Annotated in this window: 16 protein-coding genes and 2 pseudogenes; 7 read left to right on the top strand and 11 right to left on the bottom strand. The window is 63.4% G+C overall.

Annotated elements, in window-relative coordinates:
* Position 1: 1 nt before the first annotated feature.
* The 4 genes from AOA14_RS20250 to AOA14_RS04470 form a co-directional block, all read right to left on the bottom strand.
* A complete protein-coding gene (locus AOA14_RS20250; RefSeq protein WP_275261239.1) occupies positions 2-136 on the bottom strand; it encodes a hypothetical protein in 135 nt (44 codons plus the stop codon).
* 47 nt (positions 137-183) lie between these two features.
* Positions 184-357 carry a hypothetical protein gene (locus tag AOA14_RS19635; RefSeq protein ID WP_202988381.1) on the bottom strand — a complete coding sequence of 58 codons (174 nt, stop codon included), beginning with the start codon at positions 355-357 and terminating at the stop codon, positions 184-186.
* A gap of 504 nt (positions 358-861) precedes the next feature.
* Entirely contained in the window at positions 862-1785 is a 924-nt protein-coding gene (locus tag AOA14_RS04475; RefSeq protein ID WP_062900936.1) for a hypothetical protein, read from the bottom strand.
* Between the two features lie 93 nt (positions 1786-1878).
* The gene (locus AOA14_RS04470; protein ID WP_062900935.1) at positions 1879-3150 is read right to left on the bottom strand and encodes a S8 family serine peptidase; all 1272 of its coding nucleotides are present in this window, start codon (positions 3148-3150) and stop codon (positions 1879-1881) included.
* Positions 3151-3250: 100 nt separating this feature from the next.
* Between AOA14_RS04470 and AOA14_RS04465 the strand changes: the two genes are divergently transcribed.
* A complete protein-coding gene (locus AOA14_RS04465) occupies positions 3251-3739 on the top strand; it encodes an RNA polymerase sigma factor (protein WP_062900934.1) in 489 nt (162 codons plus the stop codon).
* Entirely contained in the window at positions 3736-4431 is a 696-nt protein-coding gene (locus tag AOA14_RS04460) for an anti-sigma factor family protein (protein WP_062900933.1), read from the top strand. Before AOA14_RS04465 ends, AOA14_RS04460 begins: the two co-directional genes overlap by 4 nt.
* Before the next feature lie 82 nt (positions 4432-4513).
* On the opposite strand, the gene AOA14_RS04455 is transcribed toward AOA14_RS04460, so the two are convergent.
* From AOA14_RS04455 to AOA14_RS04435, 5 genes are all read right to left on the bottom strand, one after another.
* The gene (locus tag AOA14_RS04455; RefSeq protein WP_062900932.1) at positions 4514-5878 is read right to left on the bottom strand and encodes an aminotransferase-like domain-containing protein; all 1365 of its coding nucleotides are present in this window, start codon (positions 5876-5878) and stop codon (positions 4514-4516) included.
* 6 nt (positions 5879-5884) lie between these two features.
* Entirely contained in the window at positions 5885-6304 is a 420-nt protein-coding gene (locus tag AOA14_RS04450) for a DUF983 domain-containing protein (protein ID WP_062900931.1), read from the bottom strand.
* Between the two features lie 880 nt (positions 6305-7184).
* Complete coding sequence (locus tag AOA14_RS04445) at positions 7185-7766, bottom strand: DNA-3-methyladenine glycosylase I (RefSeq protein ID WP_062900930.1); 582 nt, start codon at positions 7764-7766, stop codon at positions 7185-7187.
* 131 nt (positions 7767-7897) lie between these two features.
* Complete coding sequence (locus AOA14_RS04440; RefSeq protein WP_062900929.1) at positions 7898-8686, bottom strand: SDR family oxidoreductase; 789 nt, start codon at positions 8684-8686, stop codon at positions 7898-7900.
* A complete protein-coding gene (locus AOA14_RS04435; RefSeq protein ID WP_062902999.1) occupies positions 8683-9012 on the bottom strand; it encodes a nuclear transport factor 2 family protein in 330 nt (109 codons plus the stop codon). The genes AOA14_RS04440 and AOA14_RS04435 overlap by 4 nt, the downstream gene beginning before the upstream one ends.
* 96 nt (positions 9013-9108) lie before the next feature.
* On the opposite strand from AOA14_RS04435, the gene AOA14_RS04430 reads away from it, so the two are divergent.
* A complete protein-coding gene (locus AOA14_RS04430) occupies positions 9109-10020 on the top strand; it encodes a LysR family transcriptional regulator (RefSeq protein ID WP_062900928.1) in 912 nt (303 codons plus the stop codon).
* Between the two features lie 355 nt (positions 10021-10375).
* Here the strand turns inward: AOA14_RS04430 and AOA14_RS20075 are convergent.
* Positions 10376-10471: pseudogene (locus AOA14_RS20075) on the bottom strand (oxidoreductase); the annotation flags it as partial.
* Between the two features lie 376 nt (positions 10472-10847).
* On the opposite strand from AOA14_RS20075, the gene AOA14_RS04425 reads away from it, so the two are divergent.
* The 4 genes and pseudogenes from AOA14_RS04425 (at position 10848) to AOA14_RS19630 (ending at position 14633) form a co-directional block, all read left to right on the top strand.
* Positions 10848-11969, top strand: coding sequence for a type II toxin-antitoxin system HipA family toxin (locus AOA14_RS04425; protein ID WP_082819819.1), 1122 nt, complete (start codon positions 10848-10850; stop codon positions 11967-11969).
* Positions 11966-12964, top strand: a complete 999-nt coding sequence (locus AOA14_RS04420) for a helix-turn-helix domain-containing protein (RefSeq protein ID WP_062900926.1) — start codon at positions 11966-11968, stop codon at positions 12962-12964. The genes AOA14_RS04425 and AOA14_RS04420 overlap by 4 nt, the downstream gene beginning before the upstream one ends.
* 72 nt (positions 12965-13036) lie before the next feature.
* Positions 13037-13708, top strand: a complete 672-nt coding sequence (locus tag AOA14_RS04415) for an alpha/beta hydrolase (protein ID WP_062900925.1) — start codon at positions 13037-13039, stop codon at positions 13706-13708.
* A gap of 143 nt (positions 13709-13851) precedes the next feature.
* Positions 13852-14633, top strand: a pseudogene (locus AOA14_RS19630) (IS5 family transposase).
* 111 nt (positions 14634-14744) lie between these two features.
* On the opposite strand, the gene AOA14_RS04400 reads toward AOA14_RS19630, so the two are convergent.
* Complete coding sequence (locus AOA14_RS04400) at positions 14745-15725, bottom strand: AraC family transcriptional regulator (protein ID WP_238929725.1); 981 nt, start codon at positions 15723-15725, stop codon at positions 14745-14747.
* Positions 15726-15736 lie beyond the last annotated feature (11 nt).

Raw genomic sequence — 15736 nt, 5'->3', positions numbered from 1 at the left:
GTCAGCGATTGCCCTTCGGCTTGACGGTCATCTGCACCGCGGAGGCCTCTTGGGCTGCGAGCGCGGTCGGCGGCTTCGCCTTGGCGGCCTTGGGTTTGCGAATTTCGCGATTGCTGCGTTTTTGCGATTTGGCCATGTCAGATATCTTTCTTGGGTTTCAGGATGCGCGTGTTCGCGAACGTGCTAGCGAGCCGTTTGCGTCGGCAATCTGTTGAGCGGAAAATAGGGGCGATGCTGGTAGGGAAAGGCCGTCAGACGCCGACCGATCCCCTCGATCAGGCGCCCATAACGGTCGATCGCCGAGGGATTTGTTGCGGCGGCGTATCGCGCGAGCGCGATCTGCTCGTCTTCGAGCAATTGAATAAGGCACATGGTGTGTGCTCCTGCATCAAGCGAGAGCACGGATCGTCCCTCTGTCACATCGAGCTTGTTCGATTTCAGGTGATGGGATGTCTATAGCACATCCCGATAAATGTGCGGCACGAATACCGATATTATTCGAGTTCGGCAGAGTCGTTCGCCGACCGCAGAATCTCGTGCCGGCCTCATGGCCGTTCATGCGGGGCCGGAGGGCGATAGAAGCGGTAACGGAGGACATTGCCATCGATCAGGTGACCGCGGAGCCGAAGGCGCATTTCCTCGGCGCCGGAGCCGGATGCGCAGACAAGGCGGGTAGGCGCACGGCGCGGCACTGACAAATACGCTGCGGCCAAACTTTTCCTGGAAGTAGCTCCCGTCCGCTTTCTTTGGTTTGCAATCTGAAAGCCGACGGTCGGGAATCGTTGAGAGTTTCAGACGCCGCCAGGCGTCAGAATGCGCCGGCACGATGGCCGGCGCATTCCCCTTTGGGGCCGGTGGGTCTCAATCTTTGCGGGCGCCGCGCTCGGCGCGCTGGCCCGCGGGTGCGGCCTGCGGAGCGGCCTCGTTCTGCGGCTGGCCGCCGGCATCTTGCTGCCGTTCGGCCGCTTTCTTTAGCTCGCCCTTGGTCATGCCGGTGACGAGGACATCGCCCGATCCGGTAAAGCTTGCGGCGGGGATCGTCGCGACACGGTTGCCGACCTCGACTGTCACCGCCTGCACAACACCGCGGCCGGTCTGACGGATATCCTGAACATAGCCGATTACCTTGCCGCGCGCGTCGGTCACCGCCATGCCGGGTTCGACCGCGAACACGCCCGCGCCCGATGCGGCGCCGCTGCCCGCGACGGCCAACTGGCCAAGGCTGCCCTGGAAGCCGCCCGCTCCTGAGCCCGCGCCGTTCGCGGCACCCGAAAGGCCCGAAGCTGCGCCACCCGTTCGATCGCGGACGTTGCCGACCGCGCCGCGCGCCGTTCCGGTGACGGTCGAAGCGGTTCCTTGCGCCGTGCCGACGGCGCTGCGTGCGGTCTGGCCGACGAAATCGGTTCCGACGGCCTGCGCGTCGAGGCTGCCGTTGCCCGAAGCACTGCCGGAGCCATCGACCGTCCCGCCGATCGGGTTGCCGAGAAGATTGGCGTTTCCGTTCGCCGTGCCCTTGCCGTTTGCCCCTGCATTGCCCTTGCCCTGCACACGGCCCGAGCGGCGGTCGATATTCGCGTCGCCGCGGCCGGTGCCGCCAAGTTCGCCCGCGCTGCCGAGCGTGCCGCCGATGGGACCGGCCGGATTGCCGAGCGTACCGCCCAGCGATCCGCCGAGGCCGCCGGTCAGTCCGCCGCTGCCGCCCAGCAGCTGCGCCGAAGCGGGCGTCGAAAATGCCATGGCCGTGGCGGCGAGCGCGATGGCCGGAATGAAAATACGATGTGCCATTGTCCTACTCCTGAATGTGCGACCCGAGGGGGTGGGGCCTGTGGAGAGAACGATGGCGTGTTCGACTTTCTTCCGGAAAATATCGAAAAAGTGTCAGCGGCCGCCGCAAGCGCCGCAAATCAGGCCATGGCCGTAGACTTTGTCGCGCCCCTTATGGCCAAGGTCGCGCGCTTCCATCACCAGCCCGGTGACGGCCGGACCGATGCGGTCCACCGATGGAGCGGGATAGCGAAGGGCCAGCCGCCCCGCAACGAGCGGTGCGGCAAAGGAGGTTCCGCGCAGCCGGTCGGTGCCCGCGGTGCCCGTCGCCGCCAGCACCGCATCGCCGGGTGCGGCGAAATCGACGTGCAGCGCGCGGCCCGCCTCGGGTAGAACGCGCCCTTTCGCGTCGACGCCGGTCACCGCAAAAACACCCCGATAGGAGGCCGGATAGGCGGGCGGCGCTGCGGGCCCGTCGTTGCCGACCGCGGCGACGATAAACATTCCGCGCTGTTGCGCACGCCGCACCGCGGCCGACAGCAGCTTGTTGTCGGGACCGACCAGGCTGATCGTCGTCACCGCGACGCGGCTTTGCGCAAGCCAGCCGAGCGCACGGGCGATCGCGCTGGCGTTCCCGCCGGCGGGATCGGTGCCATAGACATCGGCGGCCAGTAGCCGCTGTCCGGCGGCGGCGCCCGTTATCGCGCCGCTGCCGACGAGCAGCGAGGCAACCGCCGTGCCGTGGCGGCTCGCCGTCGGGGCGCCCCTTGCAAAGCCGCGCTGCTCGACACGCCCCGCCAGCGACGGATGCGCCGCGACCCCGCCGTCGATCAGGCCAAGGCTGGCCTTGCCGCCGCCCGCAGTCGTCGCGAGCGCCGACCTGGGCAGTGCGCCGCCGGGGCCGCTCGCGAAATAGAGATTGTCGGCATCGACCGCGGCAGCGGGCAGCAGCTTCGCAAGCTGTTTGCGCGCGCGGGCCAGGCGGCGCCCTTCGGGCACAGAAAATCGTGCAAGATCGAGATCGAGTCCCTCGATACGCTCGCGCTCGATCAGGGCGAAACCTGCCTCTGCCGCACGCCGGATCATGGCGTCGTCGACGCCGCTGGCGATCAGCACGCCGCGCACCGCGGGCTCGCCGCGATCGTCGAGCTCGATGCTGTCGCGATGGTTACGCACCAGCGCGTCGATGCGGTCGAGCCGAAGCTGCGTCAGCCGCTCGCTCGTCGCGACCAGACGTTCAAGGACACCCGTGTCGGGCAGCGTTGACAGGACCCGCCCGGCCTCGGGCAACTGCGCCGACGGCAGCGCGACCTGCGCCGCTGCACGCGGACCAGCACCGCCGATCGCGAGGCAGATTGCCACCAGCCCTGTCGTCCAGATTCGCATCGTTACTCTCGCGCCCATCGTCTTGCCGGAAAATTTAGCAGGATGTGGAAGAAACGATAGAAGGTCATCGTTTCTTCCTCAAACAACCGAAAAGAGAGCGATGCGCTTCGAAGAGGAACTGGTCGAGCTGTTACCGCGCCTGCGTCGCTTTGCGCGCGGGCTGGCGCAGAGCGCCAGCGATGCCGACGACCTGTGTCAGGCGGCGATCGAGCGCGCCTTGAAATCGCGCGAACAATGGCAACAAGGAACGAGACTGGACAGCTGGATGTACCGGATCACCCGCAACCTCTGGATCGACCACCGCCGTGTTGCTGGCCGGCGCGGCGTCCATACCCCGATTGACGACGCGGTCACGCAGATCGCCGGCGACGGGATCGCCGAGGTTGAGGCGGGCGCGCTGCGCGGCGACGTCGACGGCGCGATGGCCCGGCTTCCTGATGAGCAGCGCGAGGTTGTGATGCTCGTGCTGGTGGAAGGCTATGCCTATCGCGAGGCGGCGGACATATTGGAGGTGCCGATCGGCACCGTGACATCGCGGCTCGCGCGTGGACGTGAAACGCTGATGCATTTGCTTGGAGAGGCCGCATGAGCTTCGACCCCGCTACCATCGCTGCTTATGTCGACGGCGAACTCGACGATCTGACCGCGCGCCGGATCGAACGCGACGCTGAAAGCGACGCCGCCCTCGCTGCCGAGATTGCGCGTTATCGTGTGCTGAGCGCCCAGATTTCCGCGCATTTCGCACCTGTGGTCGATGAACCGGTGCCTGATCGCCTGCGCGCCTTGTTGGTCGGGGAGGGCGTGGACACCAGCCTGTCCGAGCGCCGCGAAGCAAGGCGCGCGCGGTTCGCGCCCGCCAATTGGGGCGCTATCGCCGCATCGCTGCTGCTGGGTCTGACCCTCGGCCTCCGGCCTTGGGCGCCGGCGCCGGACGTGACCAGTGCCAACGGTATGCTGGTCGCGTCGGGAGGTCTGGCCGAAGCGCTCGACACGCAGCTGGCATCGAATCAGCCGGCCGACGCCGATATCCGCATCGCTCTGAGCTTTCGCGATAGGGCGGGCCGTATCTGCCGCAGCTTCGCGGGTCGCGACTTGTCGGGCATCGGCTGCCGCGAAGACGGTCGCTGGGCGCTCGAACGCACCGCGGCCGGTCAGAAGGCCCGCGCGTACCGGCAGGCGTCGTCGGGCGACCTCGCGGCGGCTACGGCAGCGATGATGGCAGGTGATGCGTTCGATGCCGCAGCCGAACGCGCTGCCCGTGACGCTGGCTGGGACCGCTAAAGCCGGTTGTCGTGCAACGTCGGCTTTACACACGAAGTCGGTTTAAAGCTGCCCGTCAGCAATCGGCCAGCTTCGCACGGCATCAAATAACCGGCGGCAGTGGCCCGGCAGACGTCAAATACAACGAGAGCATCGTTAGCCCGCGCCGCAGGCCCGCCGTGTCAATTGCTCCGCCAAGGGATACACGCACGGCTGGCGCGCGCATGTCGCCGGCTGAGAAGCTGTCCGCCGATATTGCGGTCATCCCTGCGCCGGCAAGAGCGCTGCCGATCTGCGCCGCGTTGTCGTCGTCGCCAAGCGACACCCAAAGATGGTAGCCGCAAGGATGGGCGGCATAGCTTGCGGGTGGCAAAATCTCGGCTGCAAGCGCCTGGCGCCTTTTGGCCTCCGCGCGCGTTTCGGCGATCAGCCGGTCATAGCGGCCGTCTTCGACCCAGCAGGTCAGGAGCGCGGCGTTAAGCGGAGGCGCCATCACATTAGTGTCGTGCACCACGGCGGCCAGAGCCATCGCCTGTCGGAGGGACGGCGCCCGGACATGCGCGACGCGCAATGCCGGCGAGATGATCTTCGAACTGGTCGCAATGTACCATCCAAGTTCCGGCACCAGGCTGGCCAGAGGTGCCAGCGGCCGCTCGTCCAGCAGACCATAGGCATCATCCTCGATGATCTGGATAGCGTGCCGCAGAGCGACCTCGGCGATGGCCGCCCGCTCGTCCGCGTTCAGCGTCGTCGTCGTCGGATTGTCGTTGGTCGGCACGAGGTAAAGAGCGGCGATCTTTCTCGTTCGGCAAAGGGCTTCCAGATTCGCTGCCTCAATGCGGGTCATGGGCGCGAGCTTCAACCCGGCTTTTCGGGCGAGCGCAAGGAAGCCTGGATAGACATAGGGCCCGCAGGCGACCGTATCGCCGGGCGCCAGCGTCGCGCCGATAATCGCGTGCAGGGCGTTCTGCGAGCCCGAGGTTACGATTACTTCGTCCGGATGGCTCGCCAGGCTGACGCGCTCGAAAATCTTCGTGCCTGCGATCCGATCGGCTTCGCTTCCACCGGCCGGGACGTAATGGAGGCGGCCTCCCGCGCCGGGCGCGCTCAGCAGCGCACTGGTCGTTCGCTCCCACAATGCAAGCAGCGACCCGCCTTCCACTTCGGGCGGCATGTTCATGCCGGTATCGCGCGGAGGCGGCCCCGCGGCCATTACGTCCTGTGGCAGGACGAAACTTCCGGCGCGTCCGCGCGCCACAATCAAGCCGCGGTTTCGGGCCTGGTCATAAGCTTTGGTGACAGTGGTAAGATCGACACCGAGACGGGCAGCGAGATCACGCTGCGGGGGGAGGCGGTCACCGCCGCGCAGGTCGCCCGCTTCGATCGCCGCGGCCATAGATTCGGCGATCGCCAGATATTTGGGTCCATCAGCGCTATCGAGATCGGGAAACCAGTCCTTCTTGACCACGCCTGGTCACTCCTCCTTGGCGCGCGCATTGAGTTTGGCCCAAAGGGCGTCTGTCCCCGCTTCCTGCGCCTTGTTCACATATTGGGATGCGACGAGCCATCCCTTGATCGGATGGAGCGCGAGGACGCAAGGAATAATCATAAGCGGCACCGAGACGAGCGCGTGCATCCACCAGGGTGGGCTGAAAGCGACTTCGAACCACACAACCAGAAAGAGGAGGGGAAAAGCGATAAAGCATAAGGAGAAAAAAGCGGGTCCGTCATCGGGCGTCGCAAAATCATAGTTCAAGCCGCAAGTCGGGCATTGATCCGTGACCTTAAGCCAACGCTTGAACATCCGGCCCTGTCCGCAGCGCGGGCAGAGACCGTGGAGACCGGATTTATATATCCACACCCATTTCTCGCGGGCCTCGAGTTCCTCAGCCATATACAATACCTACATAAAGCCATGCAATAGACCATACATAATATGCCGCGCGCGATATGTCCACAGGGGGTAGAGACGTCCGGACCCGTGCAGGTCCGTTAGCGGTCGCGAGCTGTCATCGCCGCCCCATCGGTTTCGTATGCCCGCTCCTTCAGAACCACCGCCCGAAAGCCGATAGGCCGATACCGGCCAGACCCAGGAGTTGCGGCGATCGACGGCATAGCGGGCCGCGCCAAGGCTGGGTTGGGCTGGGAAGTCGACATTGCGCTGGAGCAAAATCCAATTATCCTGCCGGTTCATGGGATGCGGACACACCTTGATTGCGAGGCGCGCTTTGCGCGATAGTGCTGCTGCTTTTACGGTGGTTCTGATCGCATCAGGTTGCACGACCCCTATCGTAGGCCCTAATTCGGATAGACTCGGCGCAGCCCGCTTCAATTCTGAGACCGCCGTCTTCGCTATGAAGTCGCCCGAGCTAATTCGTTGCGATGAGCTTGCCTGCTATTATGGGCCGCATCAAAATTATTACATCCGCAACGTTCGCTGCCCAGAGGACGAGGTTGGCGCCGTTATCTGCGACTACGAGAGGGCGAAGACCGACGGTGTAATAAGTCTCGGGAAAGCGGAAACGCCTTTGATGTGGACGCCAGCGAGGAGCAGCCTGTCCCGGATCAGCGAAGGTTTGTGGCGGATAGGCGCAGATTCAGTTGAGCAACGCGAGCAACCTTAACGACTGATTTCGGCCATTCGGAGGTTTGCCTGTTCCCCAGCTGGGCTTATTCACTAGCCTTGCTGCGTTTCGGCTTTCGTGGTTGTCCTCCCCGAACCAGCTAATTGGCCCCGTCGGCATACTGGTGGCGCCTGATGAAGCACAGCCACCCTAACGTCTTGCCAGGGGCTCGACCTGACGGCGAAAGCACCCAACAGAGTGATCGTCGACGATGCCAACCGCCTGCATCCACGCGTAGGTGATGGTCGGACCGACAAACTTGAAGCAGCGCCGCTTCAGCTCCTTGGATATTATTTCGGACAACGCTGTGCTCGGGGGCCAGCTCCGACCGTTACCAAGGATCGGAACGCCATTCGTAAAGGACCAACAGAATTCCGAGAAATCCTCGCCGCGAGCTTGCATTTCGCAGTAGATTTGCGCGCCTCTTATCGTGGCTTCTATTTTGGCCCGGGCCCGCACGATACCCGGGTCCGCCATCAACCGATTGATGTCCGGCGCGCCGAAGGCAGCGACCTTGACCGGGTCGAAATTCTCAAAGGCGGCCCGAAATGCCTCACGCTTGCGCAGGATGATGATCCAGGCGAGGCCTGCCTGGAATCCCTCCAGCATCAGCATTTCCCAGAGCATCCGTGGATCACGCTGAGGGACGCCCCATTCGGCATCATGATAGTCCCGCATCAGCGGATCGCTTTGTGCCCAACTGCAGCGCTCGCAGGAGGAAGAATCAGGCATGGGGGGCCTTTCTTTCAAACGTCGTCGGCCGTCGCCGCCAGTCCGTGGCGGTCATGGGCGACACCTTTTCGATCTGCGAGAGTCCGCCAACTCCCGGCATCCGCGACCCTGCGAACGCCGGGAGGCCGTCCTTATACCGTACTGATCGTGCCGCCATCGATAACAAACTCCGCGCCGTGGATCGCGGCAGCGCGGTCGGACGCGAGATAGGCGATAAGGTCCGCCACTTCCTCAGGCTCGGCACCCCGTCCGATCGAAATCCCGTCCAGGGCATCGAGCACCGACTGGCGCGCGTCCTCGATCGTGCCGCCATTGGCTGACCTCAGCATTTCGAGAAAATCCCCGACGGCCTCCGTCATGATCCAGCCTGGCGAGACGACATTGACCCGCACGCCCTTGGGGCCGAGCTCCTTCGAGATTGATTTGCTGTAGGTCCTCAGCGCCGCCTTGGCGGCGGCATAGCCGGTGGTGGACTCGGGCAGCGGCAGGACCGACTGGATCGAGGTGACATGCACCACGGTGCCCTTGCTCCGCTCGAGCATCTGCGGGATCAGCAGCCGGTCGAGCCGGACCGTCGCCAGCAGGTTGAGGTTCAACTCGGCGAGCCAGTGATCGTCCGTCAGCGCGGCGAACCCGCCCGCCGGCGAAGCCGAGCCGCCGACGACATGGGCGAGGATGTCGATGCCGCCCAGCCGCTTGAGTGCCGTCCTGGCCAACGCTTCGCCGCCCTCCGCGGTCGTCAGGTCGGCTTGGACATATTCGACGCCGTCGATGGGATCCTTGATCGTGCGGGCGGCCGTGACGACACGGGCTCCGCCGGCAAGGAAGCGCTCGACCGTGGCACGGCCGAGCCCCTTGGTGCCGCCGCTGACAAGGACGCGCTTGCCGGCGAATTCGGCCGGATCTGCCTTGAAGCTCATACCGTCGTCTCCAGGGCTTTGATGGCGTCACCTTCCATCTTGAAGCGATAGGTGAACCGAATCGGGCTGCCGGGGAATTCGCCATGAGCGGGACCTTCGAGCACGATATCGCCGCCTTCCTCCCGATAAGTGTCGGGCTCAAAGATCGCCTTGACCGCGATCGCTTCGTCCTTGAGCAGCCTGCGAATTTCGGCTTCCCCGACGAAATCCTTGCCGTTGTCCGTGAAAACGGCGTCAGGCAGGAAGTGCTTCATCATGCCGTCAAGATCGAGGCGCGCATTTGCCTCGATAAAGTCGGTGATCGGCTTGGGTAGTTCGAATGACATGATCATCTCCTCGATTGTTACGAGTGCAATTTAGCGATGGACTTACCGCCTGATAATCGAGACAAATCGCTATATCGTGTTACGGAAATCGGGATAATGACTCGCCATTCGCTCATTGAGCTCGAAGCTGTTCTCGCGATCGTTCGATGCGGCTCGTTTCGGGCAGCGGCGCTCGAGCTTGGCATGTCGACCACCGCCATCAGCAATGCGGTAGCCAAACTCGAACGGGAGCTTGCGGTGCGGTTGTTCAATCGCACAACGCGCAGCGTCTCGCTTACCTATGCAGGACGGATCTTCGTTGCACAGATCAAGCCAGCGTTCGAGGGCATCCAAAAAGCGATGGATACGGCGCGCTCCCAGCAGGAAATGCCGTCCGGCACACTGCGCATCAATGCCTTCGCGACCGCAGCGCGCGAAATCATGGCGCCGCTGATATTGACCTATCTGCAACGCTATCCGCAGGTTCATATCGACCTCGTCACCGAGGGGCGGCTTGTCGACGTCGTAGCAGCGGGTTTCGATCTGGGCGTGCGCAGCAAAGATCTGGTGCCCAGCGATGCGATCGCCATTCCACTGGGCCAGATGCGACGCATGGCGGTTGCCGCGTCCCCCGCATTTTTCGAAGGCAGGGCGATCCCCAATGTGCCGCAGGAGCTGCTTGCTTATCCCTGCGTTCGCATCCGGCTTCCCAATAGCGCGTTGTTCCGATGGAGGTTCGAGAAGGGCGGCGAAGAATTACAGCTCGATGTCGAGGGGCCGATCACCTTGGACGAAGCATCGCTTGCCCGGATCGCAGTAATAAACGGCGTGGGAATCGGTTATTTCATGGAAGCCGATGTGCGGGAAGACATCGCCGCGGGCCGGCTCATCCGCATTCTCGAAGACTGGACGCCGCCACTTGCGCCGCTGTGCCTCTATTATTCCAATCGGCGCAATTCCTCTGCCGCCTTCCAGGCCTTTATCGCGCTCGCGCGCGACTTTGCAGCCGGACGGCTCGCACAGCTTTAAGAATGGTCGCGCGCTCGGCAAGCTGTCTCACGCGGTGATTTCCCAGTTGACCTCAAAACAGTCATGCGCCCGCTTGCTCCTTGGCCGGATTGGAATGTCTGCTCCTCTACATTCCGACCGAGAAGCAGTCTGTCCGAAGTCGGGCGGGACCATTCCAGCCAAGTCTGACCGTTTCCGAATTTCTGCCTCTGAAAGCGGGCGGGCAGCTATGGCCGGCCACCTGAGCATGTAAGTGACAGTTGCCGGAGCCGGCCTAGTCCCGGACCGGATGGAAGCGGACCGGCAATGGTTCGCGGCCGCGTGCGGTAAAGCTAGGCGACGACCCCTCCGCCGGGCGGAGGGGCCGCTCCCGCGACTAGGCCGACGCACCGCCATCGATGTTCAGCGTTGTTCCGGTGATGTAGGTCGCATCTAGGCCGGCCAGAAACGACACCGCGCCGGCGATCTCCTCCCGGGGAGAGCGAGTGGGTGAAGTCGCGTGCGCGGCGCTTGGTCGCAAGTGCCCGCGCCTTATGGGCGGGCGGGCCCCTACTTCTGTTCAACCGCACATACGCAATGCTTTAAAGGTAGCGTATGTTTGGAGGTGGTTGCGACGTCAATTTCGCTTTAAATTGATTCTGATGCGTGGCGGGATAGCCATTTCCAGTTTCTCTGTCATTCCTATCAGTGAGTAAATTTAAAGGCGCAATGATGTGAAATGGGCATCAGGAATCAAGGTTGCTTTAAATTGTGCGTTGTAGTAGGCGGCCTGCAACGTAATTTTAAGTCGGAGTCGCGCCATCCCCGATCGGCACGCCATAATCACATTCAAAGGCAAGCCGGCAGGCTTGTTGAGCGAGATAGGCAGCGACAGCCAGTTCACCTATGCGGGCGGCTGGAGTACCGACATCGCCTGCGCCTTGCCGGCGACACGGCGCGATCATGTCTATCGCGGTGGACTGATACCCTTTTTCCAGCACCTCGGCCCCGAAGGCTGGCTTCGCGGATTGCAGGCGCGCGCGGGCGGCGCGTCCGACCAGGATGATTTCGGTATCCTGCTGCAATATGGCGCCGACTGTATCGGCGCGGTCGGGGTACTTCCTGCCGACGGGATCGCTCCTGTCCATAATGTCGAGGGAAGCGTCACCGAGGAGGCCGCGGTCACCGCCTCGCGTACGGTGTCGGGTGTTCAGCGCAAGCTGCTCGCCTGGCACGACGGGTCGGGTTACCGCCCCTCGGTAGAAGCCGGCGATCCGGCGACGTACATTGCGAAGTTCAACCACAATGACGAACCGACGCTCGTCCAGAACGAGAATCTGAGCCTGACGCTCGCGCGCGAGATATTGGGCGAGGCCGAGATCACGCGCGCGAGGCCCGCGGTCATCGCGGGGATCGAGGGGCTCGCACTCCTCGTCGAGCGCTTCGATCGCGACGGCGAGGAACGACTTCGGCTCGAGGATTTTGCACAAATCCTGGGTAAGCCCCGGGGCGCCGAGTTCGGCGGCAAATATGATTCGAGCTATGAGGAAGCGGCAAGCGCGATCACAGCCTACTCGGCGCGCCCGCGGCTCGATCTCGATCGCTATTTCCGGCTCGTCGTCTTCAACTTCGCGCTCGGCAACGCCGATGCGCATCTCAAGAACTTCTCGCTGCTCGAAAAGCCCGAGGGCCTGCGCCTTAGCCCCGCCTACGATCTATTGAACAGCCTTCTCTATCCGTTCAGCCGCGAGACCGCGCTCGCGATCGGCGGGAAGAAACGCGAGTTCGACACGCTCTCGCGCGCCGTCCTCGAGACGTTCGGACAAGAAATTGGCCTGCCCAAGGCGGCGGTGGATCTCGCGCTCGCCGACCTCGCGAAGCGCCTTGGCGATCCCAAGACCCTGCGCTTCGGGACACCTGTCGCCGAAAGCGATTTCCGTGCGCGCTTCAAGCAGGGCGTCGAAGAAAATAGCCGGAGGATATTCGCATGAGTAGCGGTCCGCTCGATTGGCCCGCCCTCGTCGACGAGGCGATACGCCGCCGCAAGGCGGAGGGGCATACGCAAAAGTCGCTCGCTGCGCTGGCCGGCGTGAGCCTGCCGACCGTCAACGCGTTCGAGCAGGGCGATATCAAGCTTCGCCTCGAGAAAGTCTTCAACATCCTCGACGCGCTGGGACTGGTGATCCTGCCCAGCGCACCGGGAAGCTTCGCGGCCTTCATCCGCGCTGCACGTCAGCGCTGGGAAGAGCTGGTGGCGCCGCTCGACCCGTCGCATCCGTCGCGTCAGCCGCTGGGGGCGGTAACTTACGCCTATGAAATCGGGCACGGCGAGCGTGGCGAGACACTTGGCGAGCTTCGGAACATATTGGCGCGCTTGCCGGCGACCTCGGGATGGTCCCCCTTCTGGGTGCCTGCCAAAGAGAGCATTCGTCCGATCATCCGCGATGGCGTCATCGAATGCTGGCTCGGAAATCCGGCCGCCGACCGCATGTTCATCGACGCGGCGCACAGCGACTTCTGGCAGGTGTCCGGCGACCTCAAGGGCTATTTGCGGCGCGGCTATCAAGAGGACGGGTCGAGCAATCTCGAGCCGGGAACGATCTTCGATCTCACACTGCCCGTCTGGCGGACCGCCGAAGTCTTCGTCCACATCCTCAATCTCGCCGTCGCGCTCGACCTCGATCCTGCCACTCCCGTGCGCTACGAAAGCAGCTACACCGGGCTCGAAGGGCGCCAGCTCGTCTCGTGGGCGGCGCCGCTCCGCCAATGGCCGCTCGTCGACACGCAGCGCAGCCGCACGAGCGCGGCCAAGCTTGCAACGACCACCAGCATCGACGAGTTGCAGAGGGATTTCGCGGACGTCATCCACCGCACGCTGGTGCCGCTCTACGACCTGTTCGACGGGTTCGACGCAACGCCTCAGTTCGTCGGATCCGAACTCGACGAGTTCCGCGCAGCGGCGCTGAAATCTGGCGTGAAGCGCTGATTTCGGTTGGAACGCGGTCCGGGGAAGCGCCACCGCGGCTGACAAATTGCGATCGATGCCCATATTGGGGGCATGAACTTTCCCAAAATCGTGAACGGCGCCAGCCTCAAGCCGCGCTCTGGACAACCGCCTGAGAACATAGTCCTGCTGCTGCATGGCTTCGGATCGAGCGGGTCTGACATGATCGCGCTCGCGCCAGCGTGGCAGGAGGCGCTTCCCGACACACTGTTTCTGGCGCCGCACGCGCCGCAGCGCTGCGGCATGATGGGTGCGGGCTATCAATGGTGGGGCTTGTCGGGCTTTGCGCCATCGGCCCTCGCCGCGGGCGCTGCGTCGGCGGCCCCCGCGGTCGACGCCTTCATCGATCGCAAGCTTGACCAATATGGCCTGACCGAGGCCGATCTGGCGTTGGTCGGCTTCAGCCAGGGTACAATGATGGCGCTTCAGATCGGACTGCGTCGGCCGCGCGCCGTTGCTGCGGTTGTGGGCTATTCGGGCATGCTGGCCGGGTCCGCCGGGCTTGAGAATGGCGGCCTCCCGAAGCCGCCGGTGCTGTTGATCCATGGAACAGCGGATCCCGTGGTCCCGGTCGCAGCGCTCCATATGTCAGAGAGCCAGCTGAAGCATCTCGGTGTCAACGTCACCACACATCTATCATACGGCGTCGCACACAACGTCGATCCGGTGGGCCTGCGCCTCGGTCGGGATTTCGTGGCAGAGAGATTTGCTCGATCGTCGTCGTGACCGCTCTTCCGTCGCTGACCGCGCCACGGTTCAGGCGCCGCGAGACGTCGTCTTTCGAGGTTGCTATTTCCTAGGCCGTGTTGACAAAAGGGATTCCCAAGCCCGCCTCCTTCTGATTCAAGACTGCTTTTTGAGGAGCAGTCATGGGTCGCGGGGATTTGTCGGATGCGGAGTGGGAACTGATCGGGCCACTGCTGCCGCCTGAGCGCGGCCGTTGGGCGCGGCCCGCGGGCGATAACCGGCTCTTCCTCAATGGAATGCTTCACGTGCTGCGGGTCGGCTGCCCCTGGCGCGACATGCACGAGCGGTACGGCAAATGGAACTCGGTCTATGTGCGCTTCCGCCGCTGGGCCGAACAGGGTGTCTGGGATGCCTTGCTGCAAACGCTGGTCGATCTGGGTCTAACCGACGACTGGCAACACATGATCGACAGCACCAGCGTTCGCGGCCACGTCTCGGCAGCGGGCGGAAAAGGGGGGCTTGTGCGAACGCTCTTGGTCGATCACGCGGCGGCTTTACGAGCAAGATCCACGCCCGCTGCGACAATCAAGGACTGCCTGTCGGCTTCATCCTGACCGGCGGCGAGGCCTCTGATTACACGGCCGCCGAACCGCTGATGGCGATCCCCGTCGCCACACCCAAGGCGCTGCTCGCGGACAAGGGCTATGATGGTAATCGCTTCCGCGACAGCCTGCTCGTCCGGGGCATCCTGCCGATCATCCCGCCCCGCTCGAACCGCAAGGTGCCAGAGCATCCCGACTATCGACGCTACCGGGACCGCAACCGCGTCGAGCGAATGTTCGGCAAGCTCAAACAGCAACGACGGATCGCCACCCGATACGACAAGACACTTCTCTCGTTCGAGAGCTTCCTCAACCTCGCCGCCTCGCGCCTATGGCTGAAGTCTTTTGTCAACACGACCTAAGCTGCCCGACTGCCGGCGGCCTGGGGCGGAGGTGCCAAGCAAAGCAAATGCATAGCCGGGCGACTGAAGTATTGGCGGAAAATATTCCGTCCATTTTTGCTAGCTTTATTCTTAGCTATGCTGTTCTTTCAAGCGCGAACCAGCCTTGGGTGAAACCCCGAAGCTGCGGCGGAACGCATTTCCGAAGGCGCTTTGAGACATGTAGCCGATCCTGTTTGCAATGCTGGCGACCGTCACATCGCCGTCCACCAGCGCCGCGCGAGCCAACGTGAGACGCCATAGCCGCAGATAGGTCAGCGGCGGTTGCCCCACAATACGAGAGAATTCGGCCGAAAAGCTTGCGCGCGACATGCCAGCCACCTTGGCAAGGCTCGCAACCGTCCAGTGGCGGGCAACATCGCCATGCATGGCTCGAAGCGCCCGGCCAATCCTTGCGTCGGTCAGCGCCCGGAACCAGCCTATCTTGTCGCCTCCGATCTGGCTTGCATAGGCGCGGATAGCCTCGACCACCAGCACGTCGGCAAGCCGGGCGGTCACGATCTGACTGCCCATCCTGTCTCGCTCGAACTCACTGTTAATAAGATCAAGGATCGTCGTAACCGCGTCGGCCCCCGGTGAGGATCGAGGAACGATCATACATGTGGGAAACATATCGAGCAGGAAGTCTGCGTTGCCGGCGCCGAATGTGACGCTTCCGCCTATCCCGATCACATCATCCCCGCCGACGTGGGCGACGTCCGATCCGATCGCGTAAAGCGCACCCCCATCTCTGGGTTTCTCGTTGGGGTGACTTGCCACGGCATAGGCAGTACGCCCGAGCAGGCACACATCTCCCTCGTTCAGGCGCTGGGGCGGACATCCCGGAAGTAATATCCACTGGCTGCCGCGCAGCACTGCCACGAACTTCAGCCGCTCGACTGCTGGAAATGCGAAGGCCCACCGTCCTGCCGCCTCCATTCGGGTGCGCCTTGTCACCTGTGCGCCAAGCACGCCGAGAACATCGGACAGTGGATCCGATTGAGTCTTGGACGATTGCGACAAAACCATAGATAAAGCCGCATAGATCATCGCACGTTGCCTGCCTATCGTCATGTTGAGGAGAT

The sequence above is a fragment of the Sphingopyxis terrae subsp. terrae NBRC 15098 genome, assembly GCF_001610975.1.
Lineage (GTDB): Bacteria > Pseudomonadota > Alphaproteobacteria > Sphingomonadales > Sphingomonadaceae > Sphingopyxis > Sphingopyxis terrae_A.
Note: the sequence above shows the minus strand (reverse complement) of the source record. Positions and strands in the feature narration are given on the sequence as shown.

Coding starts and splice junctions, on each gene's coding strand:
- AOA14_RS04420 (WP_062900926.1), top strand. CDS start 11,966: ATGAGTAGCGGTCCGCTCGATTGGCCCGCCCTCGTCGACGAGGCGATA.
- AOA14_RS20250 (WP_275261239.1), bottom strand. CDS start 136: ATGGCCAAATCGCAAAAACGCAGCAATCGCGAAATTCGCAAACCCAAG.
- AOA14_RS04435 (WP_062902999.1), bottom strand. CDS start 9,012: ATGTCATTCGAACTACCCAAGCCGATCACCGACTTTATCGAGGCAAAT.
- AOA14_RS04415 (WP_062900925.1), top strand. CDS start 13,037: ATGAACTTTCCCAAAATCGTGAACGGCGCCAGCCTCAAGCCGCGCTCT.
- AOA14_RS04475 (WP_062900936.1), bottom strand. CDS start 1,785: ATGGCACATCGTATTTTCATTCCGGCCATCGCGCTCGCCGCCACGGCC.
- AOA14_RS04460 (WP_062900933.1), top strand. CDS start 3,736: ATGAGCTTCGACCCCGCTACCATCGCTGCTTATGTCGACGGCGAACTC.
- AOA14_RS04430 (WP_062900928.1), top strand. CDS start 9,109: ATGACTCGCCATTCGCTCATTGAGCTCGAAGCTGTTCTCGCGATCGTT.
- AOA14_RS04400 (WP_238929725.1), bottom strand. CDS start 15,725: ATGACGATAGGCAGGCAACGTGCGATGATCTATGCGGCTTTATCTATG.
- AOA14_RS04445 (WP_062900930.1), bottom strand. CDS start 7,766: ATGCCTGATTCTTCCTCCTGCGAGCGCTGCAGTTGGGCACAAAGCGAT.
- AOA14_RS04470 (WP_062900935.1), bottom strand. CDS start 3,150: ATGCGAATCTGGACGACAGGGCTGGTGGCAATCTGCCTCGCGATCGGC.
- AOA14_RS04450 (WP_062900931.1), bottom strand. CDS start 6,304: ATGGCTGAGGAACTCGAGGCCCGCGAGAAATGGGTGTGGATATATAAA.
- AOA14_RS04440 (WP_062900929.1), bottom strand. CDS start 8,686: ATGAGCTTCAAGGCAGATCCGGCCGAATTCGCCGGCAAGCGCGTCCTT.
- AOA14_RS04465 (WP_062900934.1), top strand. CDS start 3,251: ATGCGCTTCGAAGAGGAACTGGTCGAGCTGTTACCGCGCCTGCGTCGC.